Genomic DNA, 21,285 nt, shown 5'->3' with positions numbered 1-21,285 from the left:
GATGTCTTATGCTTTAAATGTAAAGACTTTATATGAAGGATGTTATTTAGCAAGTATTTCTTGCGCAGTTATGTCCGCAAAATTTCCAGAACTATCTTTTGAGCACTCTTGGGACGGTACTAGTTATTCCGTTCAGGATGGTTTTGGCAGTCGAGGAACTGTTACGTTTCAAAATGATGTTTGTGTATGTGCTATTCGTTCTGATAATAGTGAACGTTTAAGCCATTTTATTCCTTATACATACTATTTTGAAAATTGTCCAGTTCAAAATTTTCGATTGGCGGAGGAAGAGACCTTGCAATATCTATTGGATGAAAGGAATGGAGAGATTCTCCCCATTATTACAGCTTGTTTCTGGAATAACGGGAATGAGTTAGAATCTAATGATAGTTGGAAGGATATATTCTCTAACGGTGGGGATATTTTGATTCCTCAACTCTCTTCTTTTGAAATTGGTTTAGAGCATTGGAAAAATTACTATGGTATGAATAAAGCGGAGTTGAATTTAGTTGTAAAATTATTCAAAGAAAAAGTGTCTAATCCACAACAAAATATTAAACTGACTGATGATGTAGAAATCTTATCTAAATATGGATTAGAGGGATTTAAGGAAGCTAAGGAATTATTAGAAGGCATGTGTATTTATGTGGATTAATAGACAATGTATTAATTAACATTAATAAATCTCTTGAAGAATTTCTTCAGGAGATTTTACTTAGCCAAATGAGGCGGCTTATACCTACGCCTATGACGCCTTGGGACGTCTCACCAAGCAAACAGGTCCACAGGGGTTATCAAAAACCTATAGTTATGATGTGTCTGGAAACTTAGTGCAAGAGACAGACCAATCCGATCGAAGCAATCACTATAGCTATGACAAGGTTGGCCGTCTCTTAACGGCTAAGAACGCCCTTGACCTTGAAACCAAGTATAGCTACGATGAAGCGGGGAATCTAGCCAAACTGACCAAACCGTCCGGTGCTACAACCACCTTTGACTATACGACCCTCGATCAACTAAAAACGATCAAAACGCCAACTGGTCGAACAGTGGAGTCAAGCTATGACCCAGTCGGTCAGGTGACCAAACGAACTATCAATGGTAAGCGCGAAACGACCTATACCTATGATCCGAATGGCAATCTCCTTGAGGAGACGAATCCTCTCGGTCAAGTAACCAAGCGGACCTATGATAGCCTCAATCGCCTCACCTCAGAAAGCGATACGGCAGGCCAGTGGACTAAGTATGGCTATGACCATGATAACCATCTCACGAAGATCACAGATGAAGCTGGTGGCGTCGCAAGTATGACCTATGATGCCAATGGCAACCTCACCAGTGTCACATCCGGAAGCAAGCGTGTCAAGACCTACACCTACGACCTAAAGGATCAGTTGCTTACAGCGACACAAGGAAGTGGAGAGAAGGCTTCTACCTCTAGCTATACCTACGACAGTGTGGGCAATGTCACTTCGGTTACGAATGGAAATGGCAAGGTCACAAGCTACAGCTATGACCAGCTTTCCAATCTAGTGGAGCGCATGACCAGTCTTGGAGATAAGGAGACCTATACCTACAATGTCAATAACCAGCTCGAAAAAGTAATCAAGTCCGATGGGAAAACCATCAGCTATGACTACAACAAGCTGGATCAACTGCTCAAGGTGGAGTACTCTGAAAAGCAAGATGGTCAAGTCCTCTATACCTATGATGCGGATGGTCGTCGGGTGTCTATGAGTGACCTGACAGGAACTAGTCAGTACGCGACCAACGAAGAAGGCGAGATCACGGGTGTTCGTCAGGGAGATGGTAGCCTGATTCAGTACGAGTATGATGCCTATGGCAATATCTCGAAGATGATTTACCCAGATGGCAGTACAGTCTCTTACACTTATGATGAACTGGATCGTCTCACTTCCGTGACAGATGTTAAGGGACAAAAGACCAGCTATAGCTATAACACAGCAGGAGATCTGACGGAGGTTGACCGAGGAGATGGGACTAAGAGCTTCTTGACCTATGACAAGGCTCACCGTCTCACCGAACTCCGTCACATGGACAAGCAAGACAAGCTCATCTCCAGCTACGGCTATGAGTATGATGATGGTGGCTACATTGCCAAGGAAACCATCAAGCAGGATGGCGAAACCCTAGTCCATACCTATACCTACGATACTCTGGGTCAAGTGGAAAACATGACCGTATCGGATGCATCTGGTAAGGAACTCTCTAAACTCTCTTACACCTATGACTTAGCCGGCAATAAACTAACCAGCACCGAGACAGTTGATGGCAAGGAGAGCCAGACACGCTTTACCTACGATGACCATAACCGCTTGACCAAACTGGAAGGGCCAGATGGTACCATCACCTATACCTACGACAAGAATGGCAATCGCATCGCTTCTGAGAAGAATTCAGAGAAGCTAGACTACATCTACGACACCGAGAACCGCTTGCTTGCGATCAAGGACAAGAAGGGCCTTCTCATGGCTGCACTTTACGACGGAGATGATAATCGTGTCTTCACTGCTAGTCGCAAGGAAGGCAAGAACACTTATCAACTCTTCCAACGCAAGCCAAAGGATACCAAGTCAGGTCGTAAGTCGCCATACACAGCCCCAAGTGGGGAAGAAAACTCTCTCTTCTGGTATGGCTTTAGTCAGAATGTCCTCCAAGCCCTATCCACCCTACCACAGACAGTAGGAAGCATCTGGCACAGTATCTTTGACGATGTGTCGAGAGCCTATCACCAGAAAGTGGCTAAGGATCGAGCAAGTAAGGAAGGGATCATGGTCAACCCACCAGAACTTGGGAACTTACCGGGTCAGGGAGAAGTAACCTATGCCAGTCAGGTTCAGGATGTTCTGATCCCTTATACCACACGAGAGGATACCTACAACTACTACGAGGAACGCAACTATGTCAACGATATCAATCGTGAACATACAGAAGTCCTTGAAACCTATGATCATGATGGCAAGGCGCGAGAGACCTATAGTTATGGTAAAGGTCGAGCTAGCTACCTCAACAACCAAACAGGTGACAGTTACAACTACTTGACCAACCAGTCAGGCTCTGTGACAGGCTTGACCAAGGATGGACAAGCCGTCGCATCAAGTAGCTATAACCTCTATGGGGCAAGAAAGACAAGCACAGATACGACAGGGAATCCATTCGCCTATAATGGCGAATCTCGTGACGACACTGGACTTGACTATTTACGAGCAAGGTATTATGATAGTCAGGGAGGTACTTTCTTAACCGAGGATAGTTATCCAGGTGAGGTGACGGATCCTCTCAGCCAGAACCGATACAGCTATGTGCAGAACAACCCCGTCAACTATACCGACCCGAGTGGGCATAGAATGGTCTGGATGGGTGGTGAAGGCGAACCAAGTCGCCCTCGTAGTATCAATACGCGCCTACAACGTTTCTACCAACGGAGTATTGTTGAAGAAGATTCTTTAGGCCGTGCAGTGTCATTACATGAATACACAGATCGTCGTATTCGAACCGATCGAAATTTCCGAGCACCAGCAAGTTATTATCAAGCTTTTGGTCCCAATGTGGCAACATATCAAGGTGGAAGTTACGGAGGACAAAGTTCTTATGCATATGCCCAACAACAGGCAGCGCGCGCAAGAGCCCAAGCAGAACAGCGTCGTCGCCAACAGATTCGTTATGAATATGGTTTAGCAACAGGCATCAAGTCATCGCCAACCATCCGGGAAGGATTAAATTTACTTCGTAACTGGGGAACCGCTTTACAGAATACCTTGAAGCATGTATGTAATCCAAAAACAACCGGTGCCTCCGATAAGGGAGAAATTAAAGTTCCATCTGTCGCAGACTTTAGAAAGTATGAAGATGCGGCAAGATATGGACTAACAGTCTCTGAAAAAGCTAATATTGATTCAAGTTCTCTTAGTGAACTGAAAAATAAATACGGTAATGTTCTAGGAAACTATAATACTTATCAAGGCACAGGTTACTTTAATCCACAGGGGTCACCTAGAAATAGATACATCATCTCTCGTTATGAAGAATTAAAGGCTATTGAAGATGCTAGGGTAGCTCAAAAAGTAGCTGAGATGAATAAGTATCACTATACTAACTTATACAAGCATATAGCTGAGACAGGGAATCGGATAGATGGGACACCAGCGAGTGATTTAGAGAAAGCTGTCGCTCCATATGTACCGTGGATTGCGCCGATTCAAGATGTGGCAGCTGCGATTGCCGGTAGACAAGTCGCTAAGTATAATTCTAGTATTCCGACTGGTAATGGTCAGCAGTGGAGTAGTAGTGAAACAGTTCAAGCTCCTAAGGCTGATGTCAATACCAGCAAGCAGAAATCAGGAAGTTCTACTAAACCTAAACTGGATTACAGCCAAAATAGAAAATATTGGAAAGCTGAAGTGGAGTTTAAAGGAAATAAGGTATACCAACGAGATGATTTGATAGATCCTAATATTGTGAGTTCGTGGAAAGATAAAGGTGTTACTGTTACTGGAACTAATGTGGAACGTATGGCTAGCGGGAGAGCGCCTATAGGTCCCGATGGAAAGTCAATTGAATTGCATCATACTACACAGAGACAAACTAGTTCAATTGCAGAGACTACGTATACATTCCATAAGAGTAATTCAAAAATAATTCATATTAATCCTAATACAATCTCTTCAGGGATTAATCGCAGTGAATTTAAGTTGTGGAGAGAAAATTATTGGGAAAATAGGGCTAACGATTTTATTAAATAAATGAGGTGAAAAATGATTGATGAATTGAAAAAGAAGATTGCTTCTACCGAGGGTGTAGAATTTGCACCATTTGGAGAGGGGATTTCTGATGAATGGATTACAAAAGCTCAGGAAAGATTAAATTTTATTTTTCCTGAAACTTATAAATGGTGGCTTAAAAACTACATGGGTGGAGAAATTTATGGAGAAGAAATATTCAGTATCTATGGATTAGATTTTGATACGGTTGTGGGAGGCGATATTGTTTACATAAACGAACTGAATAGAAAGCAAGGATTTAGTAACTCTGAACAATTAGTTATTTGTGAGGGTGAAGATGGTATGTTTTATTTTCAAAATCAGGACGGTCTGACTAATGAGTTACCAGTTTTTAGGGATGGAGAATACTATGCTAAGGATTTTATAGAATTTCTACTAAAAAGAATAGATGAGTAGTATTAATAATTAATTCAGATGCATTAGAAATATATATAAAACTCTCGAGGATGGATTTCTTCGAGAGTTTTATGTTCACACTCTGAAGAGCAAGATGGTCAAGTCCTCTACACCTATGACTTAGCCGGCAATAAACTAACCAGCACCGAGACAGTCGATGGTAAGGAGAGCCAGACACACTTTACCTACGATGATCATAACCGCTTGAACAAACTGGAAGGGCCAGATGGTACCATCACCTATACCTACGACAAGAATGGCAATCGCATCGCTTCTGAGAAAAACTCAGAGAAGCTAGACTATATCTACGACACAGAGAACCGCTTGCTTGCGATCAAGGACAAGAAGGATCTTCTCATGGCTGCACTTTACGACGGAGATGATAATCGTGTCTTCACTGCTAGTCGTAAGGAAGGCAAGAACACTTATCAACTCTTCCAACGCAAGCCAAAGGAAAGCAAGTCAGGTCGTAAGTCGCCATACACAGCCCCAAGTGGGGAAGAAAACTCCCTCTTCTGGTATGGCTTTAGTCAGAATGTCCTCCAAGCCCTATCCACCCTACCACAGACAGTAGGAAGCATCTGGCACAGCATCTTTGACAATGTGTCGAGAGCCTATCACCAGAAAGTGGCTAAGGATCGAGCAAGTAAGGAAGGGATTGTGGTCACCCCACCAGAGCTCGGAAACTTACCTGGACAGGGAGAAGTAACCTATGCCAGTCAGGTTCAGGATGTCCTCATCCCTTATACCACACGAGAGGATACCTACAACTACTACGAGGAACGCAACTATGTCAACGATGTCAATCGTGAACATACAGAAGTCCTTGAAACCTATGACCATGATGGCAAGACTCGTGAGACCTATAGTTATGGCAAAGGTCGAGCTAGCTACCTCAACAACCAAACAGGTGACAGCTACAACTATTTGACCAACCAATCAGGCTCTGTGACAGGTTTGACCAAGGATGGACAAGCCGTCGCATCCAGTCGCTATAACCTCTATGGAGCAAGAAAGACAAGCACAGATACAACAGGGAATCCATTCGCCTATAACGGCGAAGCCCGTGACGATACTGGACTTGACTATTTACGCGCAAGGTATTATGATAGTCAGGGAGGTACTTTCTTAACCGAGGATAGCTACCCAGGTGAGGAAACAGACCCTCTCAGCCAGAACCGTTACAGCTATGTGCAGAACAACCCCGTCAACTATACCGACCCGAGTGGGCACTTCTGGAACAGTATCAAAAAAGGCTGGAACTATGTTAAGTCAGGTCTTAATTGGGCTGGCAGACAAATTAGTAGAGGCGTTAATTGGGCTGGTAGACAAATTAGTAGAGGAGTCAGCTGGGCAAACACCCAATTTAACCGAGCGTCGAATTGGGTTGGTAGACAGATTGATAGAGGTGTTAACTGGGTCAGCACCCAGGTTAACCGTGCATCGAATTGGATTGGCAGACAGTGGAATAAGGTTCAAACGACCTACAATAGTGCCCGCGACTATGTACAAACGAAATACCAGCAAGCGGCAGCACAGATAGAAGCTAAGCGCCAACAAGTGGTTCGGTCTGCCTATGCCCTAGCAACAGGCTTGAGCTCTTCCCCAACCATCCGAGAAGGAAAGAATCTCCTCCGAAACTGGGGAACAGCCTTGCAGAATACCTTAAAACATGTTTGTACAACAGCCGAACGGATCAAGAATCAAGTCGTTGATTTCGTGAGAAATGTCGACTGGAAGAAGGTTGCCGTAACTGCGGGAGCTATCGGTGTCGGTATTGCTCTTACCGTAGCGACTGGAGGTCTTGGAGCCCCCGTAGCGATGGCTATCGGTGGTGCAGCCTCTGGAGCAATCATCTCAGGATATGATGCCTATAGTTCTGGTCAACGTGGTTGGGAATTGGTTGGTTCGATTGCCAAAGGAGCAGGAACGGGTGCTATCTCAGGTCTTATTGGCGGTCAATTGATGGGAGCAGGAGCTGGTCTAGCAACTAATGTGACCCAAAATATTGGCAATCAAGCAGTTCGACAAGTTGCCAAGATTGGAGTGGAATCTGCGGTTGAGACTGCGATTGATACAGGTATTGATTTGGCCACAGGCAATAAGATTACTGGTCAAACAGTCGCTATGAACTTTGCCTTTAACACCTTTACCAACGGAGCAGGTAGTGTGTCTCCTAAGAAGGCTCCTAAGGCTGATGTGGTGACGACGAAGCCGAAATCAGGGGATGTACCGATCACGAGACCACGCAAAGATGTAACCCCTGTTCAGCAACTAGCATTGCCTGGGCCGACTAGTAAACCACTTGCCTTGCCAGCACCATCAGATAAAATATCACAAATTAATCCCTACAACATTAGGTTTAGTCAAAGTTCTGTTAATGGAGCCGATTCTATACAATCTAGTATGATATCTAATGGTTGGAAAGGAGATGCAATTGATGTTGTGAATATGCCTGATGGTAAGTTAACAACTATTGATAATACAAGGGTTATAGCTGCTAGAGGAGCTGGGATTGCTGCTACGGCTAGAGTACATCAATATACGGATCCTCTTCCAGAACAATTTATAGATAGACTTACAACTCCTGCTGGTACACCTTCAACTTGGGGAGAAGCAGTTCAGTTACGTGTTGGTAAGCAAAAATCATCTTTTCGAACCTTGAATCCATACGGTTCGTACGACTTAGAACGGAGGAATTAATTCATGCCATTTACATTTAATCATTCTTTTTTTTCCTATCCACAACAATTAAAAGATTTAGTTTCTAAAGGTATCGTTGATTTTGGTGTTTGGTACTTGATGAACGATGAAGAAACGGTTAGGAGATTTAGAGGTCTTCAAACAAGATATCCTGAGCGAACATTATATCCATTTGCAAGGAGAGGTGATAATGATGATATCGCCTGTTTTGAAGATGTTGATAGTACTCTAGTGCATATAATTCATGACTTTGCTGATTCAGGATGGGAACAAAGGGAAGTTCTACCTAATATTGATGCATGGTTAGAATACATTGAGGAGTGTAATCTTCAAGACGGATAATAATTTAAGAATTATTTGAGCTATAAGAATATTATTCCAATTTAGACCTGTTTTGGATATACAAGAATAGCGTACATATAGGATTTTATGATTTAAAGTCAGAAATAGAAGTCACTATTACTGAAATTCTGCAATAAGTTACCGTCAAAGAACATTTAGACCTCATTACCCAGATTACAGGCGGAGTGGGATTTGAGAACTAAGAAAAAATAATTACAAAGTGAAGTTGAGATGATGCGGTCTCAACTTCATTTTCAAATAGTAAGCAAAATAGTGAGGTTTAACTTAAGATAATGTGTAGGTGGAGTGACTCAGTATGCCTATGACGCTACAGGTAGCTTGGCAAAAGAAACAGATGCCAACGGTCATAGCACCAACTATGTCAATGACCAGCTAGAAAAAGTAGCCAAGTCCGATGGGAAAACCATCAGCTGTATTAGTTTTCGTAACATTAGTACATTATTTTAAGATGCCTTTTCAACTGTATTTCAATTTATAAAGAATAATGATCTTTTGAAAACATTTACACTTACTTGAATTAAGTCATTTGCTTAAAATTGTGGTATAATCGTTCAGTTAGAAAATAAATTTTTGAATACAATAGAGGAAATCATGACAAAATTAAGAGAAGATATCCGTAATATCGCGATTATCGCCCACGTCGACCACGGTAAAACGACCCTCGTTGACGAATTGTTGAAACAATCTGAAACTCTTGACGCGCGTACAGAGTTAGCTGAGCGTGCAATGGACTCAAACGATATTGAGAAAGAGCGTGGAATCACCATCCTTGCGAAAAATACAGCAGTTGCCTACAACGGAACTCGTATCAACATCATGGACACACCAGGACACGCGGACTTCGGTGGAGAAGTTGAACGTATCATGAAAATGGTTGACGGTGTTGTTTTGGTCGTAGATGCTTACGAAGGAACTATGCCACAGACTCGTTTCGTATTGAAAAAAGCCTTGGAACAAGACCTTGTGCCTATCGTTGTGGTTAACAAAATTGATAAGCCATCAGCTCGTCCAGCAGAAGTAGTGGATGAAGTCTTGGAACTTTTCATCGAGCTTGGTGCGGATGATGACCAGCTTGACTTCCCAGTGGTTTATGCGTCAGCGATCAACGGAACATCTTCATTGTCAGATGATCCAGCGGATCAAGAAAAGACAATGGCGCCAATCTTTGATACCATTATCGATCACATTCCAGCTCCGGTTGATAACTCTGATGAGCCTCTTCAATTCCAAGTGTCACTTCTTGACTACAATGATTTCGTAGGACGTATCGGTATCGGACGTATCTTCCGTGGTAGTGTAAAGGTTGGGGACCAAGTTACCCTTTCTAAATTGGATGGTACAACAAAGAACTTCCGTGTTACAAAACTCTTTGGTTTCTTTGGTTTGGAACGTCGTGAAATTCAAGAAGCCAAAGCTGGTGACTTGATTGCCGTATCTGGTATGGAAGATATCTTTGTCGGAGAAACCATTACTCCAACAGATGCAGTTGAAGCTCTTCCAGTTCTTCACATCGATGAGCCAACACTTCAAATGACCTTCTTGGTCAACAACTCACCATTTGCTGGTAAGGAAGGTAAATGGGTCACTTCTCGTAAGGTAGAAGAACGCTTGCAGGCGGAATTGCAAACAGACGTTTCTCTTCGTGTTGACCCAACTGATTCACCAGATAAATGGACTGTATCAGGACGTGGGGAATTGCACTTGTCAATCCTGATTGAAACCATGCGTCGTGAGGGCTATGAGCTTCAAGTATCTCGTCCAGAAGTTATCGTAAAAGAGATTGATGGTGTCAAATGTGAGCCATTTGAGCGCGTGCAAATCGATACACCAGAAGAATACCAAGGATCTGTAATCCAAAGCCTTTCCGAACGTAAAGGTGAAATGTTAGACATGATCTCAACTGGTAATGGTCAAACTCGTTTGGTCTTCCTCGTTCCTGCGCGTGGTTTGATTGGATACTCAACCGAGTTCTTGTCAATGACTCGTGGTTACGGGATCATGAACCATACCTTCGACCAATACTTGCCATTGATTCCAGGTGAAATTGGTGGACGTCACCGTGGTGCCCTTGTTTCTATCGATACTGGTAAGGCAACAACATACTCAATCATGTCTATCGAAGAACGTGGTACTATCTTTGTCAACCCAGGTACTGAGGTTTACGAAGGAATGATCATCGGTGAAAACTCTCGTGAAAATGACTTGACTGTTAATATTACGAAAGCGAAACAAATGACCAACGTTCGTTCAGCAACTAAGGACCAAACAGCGGTTATCAAGACTCCTCGTATCTTGACTCTTGAAGAATCACTTGAGTTCTTGAACGACGATGAATACATGGAAGTAACGCCTGAATCTATTCGTTTGCGTAAACAAATCCTTAACAAGGCAGAGCGTGAGAAAGCAAACAAAAAGAAAAAATCAGCTGAATAAGAGCTAGAAAGAGCAGAAAATGGTCTATTTAATCATAGGGATTTTATTACTCTTACTCTACATATTTGCGACACCTCAAAGTATCAAGGGGACAGTTAATATTGTAATTCTTGTTTTTGGTCTCGTTTCCCTCGTGATTTTGCTCATGTTGTCCATCCTACAAATCTTTCAGCTACCAACAGAATTCTTTATCACAGTAGCCATGCTGGTCCTTGCTTACTTTAGTTTGCGAGATATCTCCCTAATGTCGGTGAAAAAGAGATAGGTATGTGGCTTTTGAGTTCTATTAGGATTCGGTAAATATTTTGATAAAACATAACTACCACAAGTGAAGTCAGTAAAACTGAGTTTACTTGTGGTTTTTGCTTTGTATAATCTAGAAATTTAGGCTCTTTAAGCTTCATCGGCCTCCTACTTTCATTCACTAGATGTTTATTAAGTAGCAGATAATAGAAGAACTTCTGGGAGGAAATTACGTTCTTACTGTGAATGTTTACAAAGAATAAGGATACTTTTCTTTAAAAATTGGATAAAGAAGCTAAATATAGCAATTTTGTTATTCAAATCCTTTGTAGACGTTTACTATTTTTGATATACTGTGATAAGGAATAGATACGAAATTGGAGTTTATCATGAAACAACATCATTTTAAAGCAAAACAACGCTTTTCTTTGAGAAAGTATGCAGTAGGAACTTGTTCCGTCTTATTGGGAACGAGTTTGTTTTTTGTAGGCACAGGTGGAAATGCCGTGCTTGCAGAGGAAAGAATTCCTCAGCTAGTGTCACACTATGTGGAAGATAAAGACTTGCCTGAATCTTTGAAGGCTGAACTACGTTGGTTTGAAGAGAATGCTATCCAAGTGGAGGAAGGTAAGGATTATTACTTCGTCTACCGTAAGTCTGCTATTAAGTTACCTGATACTGGCTTGTTTTCAAATGCTATCCTACCTGTCTTAGGTACAGGTATCTTGTTAGTTTCGCTCACTCTCATTAAAAAGAGAAAAGGAGCCTCTCTCTTTCTAGTGACAGTTTTGGCTGTAGGTGGTACTGCACTATCAGTTTCTGCCTTGGAGAACTTAGTAGAGCTTCGTCCAGCTCTTGTCAAAACAGTTGCAGGAGAATTTTTGCCTAGACCAGAAAGGATCGAGGGGTATGAATTTACAGGTTATTATTTTGTAAGGGGAAATGGAGAAGTTTCTAGAAATGAACATACAAAACCTCATTCTCCACAAGCAGATAAGGTAGAATCGATCTCAATTCCAAGCGAAGGTGCTCCAAGTTTGGTCCAAGTGAAGCCAGAACTTGAAGTGACGACAGAAGTAGTTCCTTATGATACTATTCATCAGGACGATCCAGACTTGCTTAAGGGTCAAACTCATGTCATCAGAGTAGGCGTCGCAGGTAAGCGAACGATCTTAACGGAAGTGACGACTGTAGATGGCAAGGAAGCCCGTCAAGTCAAATCCAACACTGTAACCTTAGAACCAGTTACCGAAATCATCGCAGTAGGCACTAAGGTAGAATCCACCTCAATCCCAAGTGAGGGAACACCAAGCTTGGTCGAGGTGAAACCAGAGCTAGAGGTCACGACAGAAGCCGTTGCTTATGATACTATTCATCAGGACGATCCAGACTTGCTTATGGGCCGAACTCGTGTTGTCCGAGCAGGGGTTGCAGGCGAGCGCACTATCTTAACAGAAGTGACGACTGTAGATGGCAAGGAAGACCGCCAAGTCAAATCCAATACTGTGACTTTGGATCCAATTTCCGAAATCATAGCAGTAGGCACTAAGGTAGAATCTACCTCAATCCCAAGTGAAGGTGCACCAAGTCTTGTTGAAGATAAACCAGAATTGGAAGTTACGACAGAAGCCGTTGCCTATGAAACTATTCATCAGGACGATCCAGACTTGCTTAAGGGTGAAACCCGTGTCATCAGAGCAGGAGTAGCCGGTGAGCGTGCCATCTTAACTGAGGTGACAACTGTCGATGGCAAGGAAACTCGCAAACTGGTTTCTAATGAAATAACAACCGCGCCCGTTACCGAAATTATCGCAGTAGGCACTAAGGTAGAGTCCACTTCAATTCCAAGTGAAGGTACTCCAAGTCTTGTCGAAGATAAACCAGAATTGGAAGTTACGACAGAAGCAGTTGCCTATGACACTCTTCATCAGGAAGATCCAGACTTGCTTCAGGGTCAAACTCGCCTTATCCAAGCAGGCGTTGCAGGTGAGCGTACTATTTTAACGGAAGTGACGACAGTCGATGGCAAGGAAGACCGCCAGGTCAAATCCAATACTGTAACTGTGGAGCCAGTTACCGAAATTATCGCAGTAGGCACTAAGGTAGAATCCACCTCAATTCCAAGTGAAGGTACTTCAAGCTTGGTCGAGGTTAAGCCAGAGTTAGAGGTGACGACAGAAGCCATTGTCTATGACACTGTTTATCAGGACGATCCAGACTTGCTTAAGGGTCAAACCCGTGTCATTCAAGCAGGTGTAGCAGGTGAGCGTACTATCTTAACGGAAGTGACGACTGTAGATGGCAAGGAAGTCCGCCAGGTCAAATCCAATACTGTAACCTTAGAACCAGTTACCGAAATCATAGCAGTAGGCACTAAGGTAGAATCCACCTCAATTCCAAGTGAAGGTGCTCCGAGCTTGGTCGAGGAGAAGCCGGAGCTTGAAGTTACGACAGAAGCCATTGCCTATGACACTATTCATCAGGACGATCCAGACTTGCTTAAGGGTGAAACTCGCCTTATCCGATCAGGCCTAGCAGGTGAGCGTACTATTTTAACGGAAGTGACGACTGTGGCTGGCAAAGAAGTCCGCCAAGTCAAATCCAATACTGTGACTTTGGAGCCAATTTCCGAAATCATAGCAGTAGGCACTAAGGTAGAGTCCACCTCAACTCCAAGTGAAGGTACTCCAAGCTTGGTCCAAGTGAAGCCAGAGCTTGAAGTTGCGACAGAAACCGTTGCTTACGATACTATTCATCAGGATGATCCGGACTTGCTTAAGGGTCAAAACCGCGTCCTTCGAGCGGGAGTCTCAGGCGAGCGCACTATCTTAACGGAAGTCACGACTGTAGATGGTAAGGAGGTCCGTCAAGTCAAATTCAATACTGTGACTTTGGAGCCAATTTCCGAAATTATCGCAGTAGGCACTAAGGTAGAATCCACTTCAATTCCAAGTGAAGGTACTCCAAGTTTGGAAGAGGTGAAGCCAGAGCTTGAAGTTACGACAGAAGTCATTGCCTATGACACTATTCATCAGGACGATCCAGACTTGCTTAAGGGCCAAACCCGTGTCATCCGAGCAGGCGTAGCAGGTGAGCGTACTATTTTAACGGAAGTGACGACTGTAGATGGCAAGGAAGTTCGCCAAGTCAAATCCAACACTGTAACCTTAGAACCAGTTACCGAAATCATCGCAGTAGGCACTAAGGTAGAATCCACTTCAACTCCACGTGAAGGTACACCAAGCTTGGTCCAAGAGAATCCAGAGCTTGAAGTTGCGACAGAAAACGTTGCTTATGATACTATTCATCAGGAAGATCCGGACTTGCTTAAGGGTGAAACCCGCCTTATCCGAGCAGGCGTTGCAGGCGAGCGCACGATTTTAACGGAAGTGACGATTGTCGATGGCAAGGAGGTCCGTCAAGTCAAGTCCAACACTGTAACCTTAGAACCAGTTACCGAAATTATCGCAGTAGGTACTAAGGTAGAATCCACCTCAACCCCAAGTGAATGTTCTCCAAGCTTGGTCCAAGAGAATCCAGAGCTTGAAGTTACGACAGAATCCGTTGCCTATGATACAATACATCATGAAGATCCAGACTTGCTTAAGGGTCAAACCCGCCTTATCCGAGCAGGCGTTGCAGGCGAGCGCACTATTTTAACGGAAGTCACGACTGTAGATGGCAAGGAAGACCGCCAAGTCAAATCCAACACTGTAACCTTGGCGCCAGTTACCGAAATCATCGCAGTAGGCACTAAGGTAGAATCGACCTCAATTCCAAGTGAAGGTTCTCCAAGCTTGGTCGAGGAGAAGCCAGATCTTGAAGTAACGACAGAATCCGTTGCTTATGACACTATTCATCAGGAAGATCCAGACTTGCTTAAGGGTCAAACCCGTGTCATCAGAGTAGGAGTAGCCGGCGAGCGTACTATTTTAACCGAGGTTACGAGTGTAGATGGCAAGGAAAATCGCAAGCAGGTCTCTAATGAAATAACAACAGCCCCGATTCCAGAAATCATCCTTGTAGGGACCAAAAAAGAGCCTCTGCCTTTACCACAACCAAAAGTTGAAACCCAAACAATCCCCTACAAAATAATTTATCAAGCAGATGACAGTCAAGAGGTCGGTTCTAGAAAAACGAAAACACATGGTGTCAATGGACAAGTAGAAACCACTACCCGATATACAAGAGATCAAACAAGTGGCCAGATTGCAGAGTCTAGTACATCAAAAACCTTGGTGGAAAAGGTAGATGAGATTATTCTAGTTGGAAGCAAACCAAGTGTGGAAATGAAGGTTATCACCAATAAAACGATATATGAAGCGGACCCTGCGCTTCCTTATCAAACAGAAAAAGTTGCTGTTTCAGGTAAGGAAGGAAGCGAAAAAACGACTACCACCTATCAAGTAGATGCTCAGACAGGTCAGGTTACAGAAAGAGAACACCAAAAAGAAGTAACAGCTCCGATTGATAAGGTAGTGAAGGTCGGAAATGTCCAGACTATTGTGACCCCAATTCCAATCAAGGAGGAACGTCGTCAGGATCCAACACTTGATAAGGATTTTGAAAAAGTAGAAAGCCAGGGCGAGCCTGGCGAGACCACCACTACCAGAGTCTATGAAGTAAATTCTCAAACAGGTGAATTGCTATCACACACGGAAACAAGTACTGTGACAAAAGCAATGAAGCCAAAGATCATCTTGGTGGGAAGTAAAGAAAACAAACCTCATCTTCTTCCAGTGAATACGGAGTTGGAAAATGCCATTGATGTAAGACCGGCTAGCCAAGGAATGAAGGCTGTAGATTTGCTTTCCAATCCTTACGTGACAAATGCCCTCAGACCAAATATTCTGGGACGGGATGTAATTAGTAAGAAGATTGAACTCAAAAAAACTAATCCTACTATTACAGATGAAGAGGTTAAAGAAGTCCTTCGCAAAGAATATCTAGAGAGATTATCTATTAAAGATACGCTTGAAGAAACGAAAAAGACCCTAGATACAGACCTTAAAAAAGTTGTAGCCCATACCTTGAGTGTACTCGGAAACACAGCAGAAACCAGAGCCAAGGTTCAGGCAGATTTAGAAGCTAATAAGGAAAAGATTCTCCTAGGTTTAACCTATATCAATCGTTTCTACAATATTGATTTTGGCAAAACCAACATCCGTGATATTCTTGCCTACAATCCAAGCTCTTTTGGCAAGAAGGTGACGTCATTAGAATGGCTAACATCTCTAGGTTCAATGAGCTATGATGAGATGAAGCTGGTCAATAGTCCACGAACATTTGAAACATACTTTGGAAAAGTAACAGATAAGTCAAGCCTATTAGACTTCCTTGACTATAACCGAACAACCTTTACAAACATGGATGGCGATACTTGGTTGAAGGATGCTACAAAAGCCATCGTTGTTGAGAAGCAATCTAAAGAAAAAACAGACGAAAATGTAAGTCTCTACACGAAGTTGACCTCTGATCCTGCCAAGTATGGAGCAGAACCTCAACAGATTGATAATCGCAAACAATATAACATGGCTACCCTTCTAGGACTAGTGAATATCAAGGAACCAAGCGTTTATGCCATTACAAATATGGCAACCGTTTCTTACGGAAATATCGGAACTTATATGGATACCTCACTGGCTCAGAGCAATCCTGCTCAATATAAGGCTGAATTGGAAAAAGTGAAGGCTTTGGTTGAATTGACAGCTGAGCGTCAGGCTGCTTATGTTGATACGCTTTATAGAATCACTAAAAAAGACAATCAATCAAAACTAGTAACCAACCGTTTGATTGTGGATACTATGAAAAAGTATACTAGTAAGCAAAATGTAGGCATCAAGGAAACCTGGTCCAAGGAGTTTGGTCCAGAGGCGGATAAGGGAGTCAAGGACTTCATGTCTCCGTTAGGCATGTATTCTCCGCCTCAATCAGTAGGTGCTGAGGCTAATGGGGCTGGTGTTCGCTACTTTATTGATAGGGTTTTGGACGATCGAGGGTCAGCAACCTATTCTCATGAAATGACTCACTTGTTGGATCGTACAGTTCTCTTTAACAATTATGGTCGACGAGATGGTACAGGGGCAGAATTCTATGCACGTGGAATCTTTGAAAACTCCTACACTCCTGAAACGGATAGCTACTTTAACTTGAACTTTGTTTATGATGAGAGTGACAAAGACAGTTTCTACAACAAGACACCAGAGCGCTTTAAATCAGCCGCAGATTTGAAAGAATATATGCACGGTAGTTTCGATGTTCTCTATACTTTAGATTATCTAGAAGCTGAGGCGAGTCGAGGATTATCAGCAACGGATAAGGCAGTCTACTTCAAGCAACTCTTACCAAGTGCGACAAGTGGTTCAAGAACACCTGTTCCTTATCCAAATCCATCGGTCAAACCAACTCACCAGAGTGAGGAAATCAAGGCCTTGACCGAGGCAGATGCTAGCAAGCTAGGCGATGTTCATAGTTTGATTGACAATCACATCGTGGTAAATCGCTATATCATTAAAGGATTTACGGCTACAGGGAAAGTAGATGCCAATGGTTATTATACCGTTGATATGTTTGATACGATTTATGGTGTCAACGAAAATGATAAGGGGATGAGTGGCGATATCAGCTTTAGAAAACAAGCCTTTGAACTCATGGCAGGTCTTGGTTACTACGAAGGCTTCGTTCCTTATGTCTCTAATCAATACAAGCAAGATGCAGAAAAAGAGAATCGTCCTTTGTCAGACCAGTACATCTTTGAAAAGATCTTAGCTGGTAAGACCTATGCTCAATTTAAGAAGGAACAAATGGATGAACGGATTGCTAATATCAGTAAGTTAAAACCGATTACCATTGACTACAAAGGTAAGCAAGAACTGATTTCTAGTCCTGAAAGAATGAAGCAATTGATGGAAGAAGCGGTAAAAGAAGAACTTGCTCAGATTAAAGTAGGAAATATCAGCCAAAAACAATACCGATTTATTGAAACTCCTGTTCAGACGTTGAAAAAAGCTATATACAAGGCATATCTCAAGGAATCAAATGAGTTTAGAAATTCCATCTATACTTCTTAAGGGAAAGATAAGTCTATCATTAGGAGTTCATAGAAATTTTGCTACTCGGTAAGATTAACTAGTTAGCTAGGTTCGAGACAGAAAAACACCTTTTGAATTGCAAGTTTTCGCAGTTCAAAAGGTGTTTTGTTTATGATGATAGATTGCTTTTTTCTTCAGAATAGCGTTGATAGAAGTCAACTTTCAGTTGGATAAAGTTTTCCAATTCGCGCAGGAGTTGGAGCAAGGTTGCGCGTGTTTCAAATTCTTCCCTTGTTTTAGGGAGGCTACGATTGCGAAATACCTGCAGGTAGCTTTCAATATCCTTTAATAAATCGTTGGCAGGATTGGTCTGACTGAGTTGATCCGCAATTTTAGCAAATAGCTGGGCAAGGATCAGGCTTTCGCTTGCGGCTAGATTACAGGTGTTGATTTGCTGGGCCATATTACGAAGAATGCGACTCTGTCTCTGTCTCATTTCGAAATAGTGGATATGATAGTCGGTCTGATGAAAGAGGTGGTCAGAGTGATCAAGATAGACCAGTTTGAGAGCTTCTTCAAGAAGCTGATCCAGTTCTTCAACGAGTTGGGCACGGTTACGACCATCGCCCTTTCCAAGATAATATTCAAAACGTTGTAAAATGTGTTTGAGTTTTTCTTCTACCTTGAGATGATAGAGATGGATTTCTTCTTGTCGAGAAGGCATATAGAGATTGACAGTCAAGGCAAATCCCGTACCAATAAGAAATAGGAGGAGTTCATTCACAAGAAGTTCTGGTGATGTAGACTTCTGAACCAAGAGATGACTGACCAAGACACTACTTGGGGTAATCCCAATTTCCCAGCCGAATTTGTAGGCAAGAGGAACATAGAGGGCCAAATAGAGACCGAAACTCCAGATATGGTAGCCAGTCAGGTGAAAGGAAAGGACACCAATGAAAAGAGCAAGAAGAGTTGAAAATAAACGATTACGAGCTAGCTTAATGGTGCTTCGACGGGTATCCGATAAGCTCAATAGAGCAATGATACCAGCGGACACTGCTGAAGATAAATCCAGAAAGTAGGCTAGAACACAGGCCAAACAGGTTGCCAGAACGAGTTTAAAAGTACGTTGGGTGATAGACATGAGACATTTCCTAAAATGAATGATAGAAACCAGACAAAGAGGTTGGAACAAAAGATCCCGACCTCACTTTTTATTAGCAATCAAACTTTGACGCGGTAGCTGATTGAACTTTTTGTTCGTCTTTTAGACTCCAAAAAGCTCCTAATCATCCTCGCGGGGCTGGGACTACGAAATCGAGACTTTGTCTATCGATTTCTGTCCCACCGCCCTTGATTATTTTTTGCGAGCAGAGGAAAATTCAGCTACTGCTGTAAAGAGGACATCTGTTGAGGAGTTGAGGGCTGTTTCGCAAGAGTCTTGGATAACACCGATGACAAATCCGACACCCACAACCTGCATAGCGATATCATTGGTAATCCCAAAGAGACTGCAAGCAACTGGGATAAGTAGGAGAGAACCTCCAGCAATTCCTGAAGCACCGCAGGCAGAGATGGCTGCAACGATACTGAGTACAAAGGCTGTTGCAAAATCAACTGAGATTCCAAGGGTATTGACAGCAGCTAGGGTTAAGATGTTGATGGTAACAGCAGCTCCAGCCATATTGATAGTTGATCCAAGTGGGATAGAGACAGAATAGGTATCTGGATTAAGACCTAGATCCTCACAGAGTTTCATATTAACAGGGATATTAGCAGCGGAACTTCGGGTGAAAAAGGCTGTGACTCCGCTGATACGCAAACATTTCCACACCAAGGGATATGGATTTTTCTTGATAAAGAGAAAAGCTATCAGAGGATTGATCACTAGGGCAACGAAAACCATAGTAGCAATCAAAAGTCCGAGTAGGATTCCGTAATTTGCTAAACTAGCGATACCTTGGTCTGAGATGGTTTTGAAGACCAAGCCCAGGATACCAAAGGGCGCAAGGTTGATGATCCATTCGACGATTTTTGAAGTCACACTGGCCATTGTTTTGAGTAGCTCCTTGCTATTTTTGCTAGCTTCTCGCATGGCAATCCCAAAGACGATAGCCCAAGACAAAATTCCGATATAGTTAGCTTCGATGATGGCATTGACAGGATTATCTACTATTTTTAGCAGAAGATTGCTGAGCACTTGTCCGATACCGTCTGGAGGAGTAACTTCTGTGCTAGCGCTACTCAAGACCATCTGAACAGGGAAGAGAAAGCTAGCCAAAACTGCTATAAGAGCCGCAGCAAAGGTCCCCAGCAAATAGAGGAAAATGACTTTTTTCATATTGCTATCTTGACCTTTCTGGTGTTGGGAAAGGGCGTTAGCGACTAAAGCAAAAACCAGGATAGGGGCGATGGCCTTTAGTCCTCCTACAAATAAATCTCCCAATAAACCGATGCCAGTTAGATTAGGAACGAGTAGACCTAGAATAGCCCCCAAGGTCATTCCGATTCCGATCCGTTTGATCAGATTTGTTTTGTTCCAAGCACGAATAATTCTTTTCATAAAGGTCTCCTTTTTGTGTATTGTTTATGATTATAGTATAAATATACTTGAAAAGCAAGTGTCTCATAGATTTTATTAGAATAAATGAATATTTATGAAAAGGATGGCTGGGAAGGATTTATGGTATAATGGATAGAAAAGGAGTTTTATATGCAAGAATTTTTTCAACGTTATCTGGATAAATTAGATCTAACAACTGTTTTAGAAAATCTCTTGACCAAGGTGATTTCTCTTCTACTTCTTATCCTTCTATCTTATATAGCTAAAAAGTTCCTCCATGTTGCTGTACGAAAGATTGTCAAACCATCACTTAAATTTTCAAATCGAGATGCTGGTAGACAAAAGACTATCTCTCGTTTGCTTGAAAATATTTTTAACTATATCCTTTATTTCTTCTTGATTTACTGTATCTTGTCTATCTTAGGGTTACCTGTTTCTAGCTTGCTTGCAGGTGCAGGAATTGCTGGGGTGGCTATCGGTATGGGGGCACAAGGTTTTCTATCAGACGTCATCAACGGCTTCTTTATTCTCTTTGAACGTCAGTTGGATGTAGGAGATGAAGTTATTTTGACCAATGGGCCTATTACTGTATCAGGAAAAGTAGTTAGTGTCGGAATTCGAACGACTCAACTGAGAAGTGACGACCAAGCCCTTCACTTTGTTCCTAACCGCAATATTACTGTGGTTAGCAATTTTTCAAGAAAAGAAGAGAACTGAAATTTTACTTGATTTATGGTACAATAGAAAGAGT

At 42.5% G+C, this 21,285-nt stretch carries 12 protein-coding genes; 10 read left to right on the top strand and 2 right to left on the bottom strand.

Annotated elements, in window-relative coordinates; translation table 11 throughout:
• Position 1: 1 nt before the first annotated feature.
• The 9 genes from QM917_RS00235 (at position 2) to QM917_RS00195 (ending at position 18,010) form a co-directional block, all read left to right on the top strand.
• Positions 2 to 655 carry a hypothetical protein gene (locus QM917_RS00235; protein WP_414284234.1) on the top strand — a complete coding sequence of 218 codons (654 nt, stop codon included), beginning with the start codon at positions 2 to 4 and terminating at the stop codon, positions 653 to 655.
• A 160-nt stretch (positions 656 to 815) separates the two neighbouring features.
• Entirely contained in the window at positions 816 to 4,763 is a 3,948-nt protein-coding gene (locus QM917_RS00230; protein WP_414284232.1) for an HNH/ENDO VII family nuclease, read from the top strand.
• A 12-nt stretch (positions 4,764 to 4,775) separates the two neighbouring features.
• A complete protein-coding gene (locus tag QM917_RS00225; protein WP_414284230.1) occupies positions 4,776 to 5,198 on the top strand; it encodes an SMI1/KNR4 family protein in 423 nt (140 codons plus the stop codon).
• 204 nt (positions 5,199 to 5,402) lie between these two features.
• Positions 5,403 to 7,901 (top strand): RHS repeat-associated core domain-containing protein, encoded by a 2,499-nt coding sequence (locus QM917_RS00220; RefSeq protein WP_414284228.1) that lies wholly within the window; start codon positions 5,403 to 5,405, stop codon positions 7,899 to 7,901.
• A gap of 3 nt (positions 7,902 to 7,904) precedes the next feature.
• Positions 7,905 to 8,243 (top strand): hypothetical protein, encoded by a 339-nt coding sequence (locus QM917_RS00215; RefSeq protein WP_153225051.1) that lies wholly within the window; start codon positions 7,905 to 7,907, stop codon positions 8,241 to 8,243.
• 306 nt (positions 8,244 to 8,549) lie between these two features.
• A complete protein-coding gene (locus tag QM917_RS00210) occupies positions 8,550 to 8,711 on the top strand; it encodes a hypothetical protein (protein ID WP_083301275.1) in 162 nt (53 codons plus the stop codon).
• A 144-nt stretch (positions 8,712 to 8,855) separates the two neighbouring features.
• Positions 8,856 to 10,697, top strand: a complete 1,842-nt coding sequence (typA, locus tag QM917_RS00205) for a translational GTPase TypA (protein WP_375555277.1) — start codon at positions 8,856 to 8,858, stop codon at positions 10,695 to 10,697.
• A gap of 19 nt (positions 10,698 to 10,716) precedes the next feature.
• Positions 10,717 to 10,962 (top strand): DUF3165 family protein, encoded by a 246-nt coding sequence (locus tag QM917_RS00200; protein WP_049549039.1) that lies wholly within the window; start codon positions 10,717 to 10,719, stop codon positions 10,960 to 10,962.
• 367 nt (positions 10,963 to 11,329) lie between these two features.
• Positions 11,330 to 18,010 carry a G5 domain-containing protein gene (locus QM917_RS00195; RefSeq protein WP_414284226.1) on the top strand — a complete coding sequence of 2,227 codons (6,681 nt, stop codon included), beginning with the start codon at positions 11,330 to 11,332 and terminating at the stop codon, positions 18,008 to 18,010.
• A 130-nt stretch (positions 18,011 to 18,140) separates the two neighbouring features.
• Here QM917_RS00195 and QM917_RS00190 read toward each other — a convergent pair whose 3' ends face one another.
• On the bottom strand, positions 18,141 to 19,115 hold the full coding sequence (locus QM917_RS00190; protein WP_414284224.1) for an aromatic acid exporter family protein: 975 nt from the start codon (positions 19,113 to 19,115) through the stop codon (positions 18,141 to 18,143).
• A 213-nt stretch (positions 19,116 to 19,328) separates the two neighbouring features.
• The gene (sstT, locus tag QM917_RS00185) at positions 19,329 to 20,534 is read right to left on the bottom strand and encodes a serine/threonine transporter SstT (protein WP_414284223.1); all 1,206 of its coding nucleotides are present in this window, start codon (positions 20,532 to 20,534) and stop codon (positions 19,329 to 19,331) included.
• 150 nt (positions 20,535 to 20,684) lie between these two features.
• On the opposite strand from sstT, the gene QM917_RS00180 reads away from it, so the two are divergent.
• Positions 20,685 to 21,251, top strand: coding sequence for a mechanosensitive ion channel family protein (locus QM917_RS00180; RefSeq protein WP_049549263.1), 567 nt, complete (start codon positions 20,685 to 20,687; stop codon positions 21,249 to 21,251).
• The last annotated feature ends 34 nt before the right edge of the window (positions 21,252 to 21,285 follow it).

The organism is Streptococcus infantis, from assembly GCF_047460685.1.
GTDB lineage: Bacteria > Bacillota > Bacilli > Lactobacillales > Streptococcaceae > Streptococcus > Streptococcus infantis_AD.
Note: the sequence above shows the minus strand (reverse complement) of the source record. Positions and strands in the feature narration are given on the sequence as shown.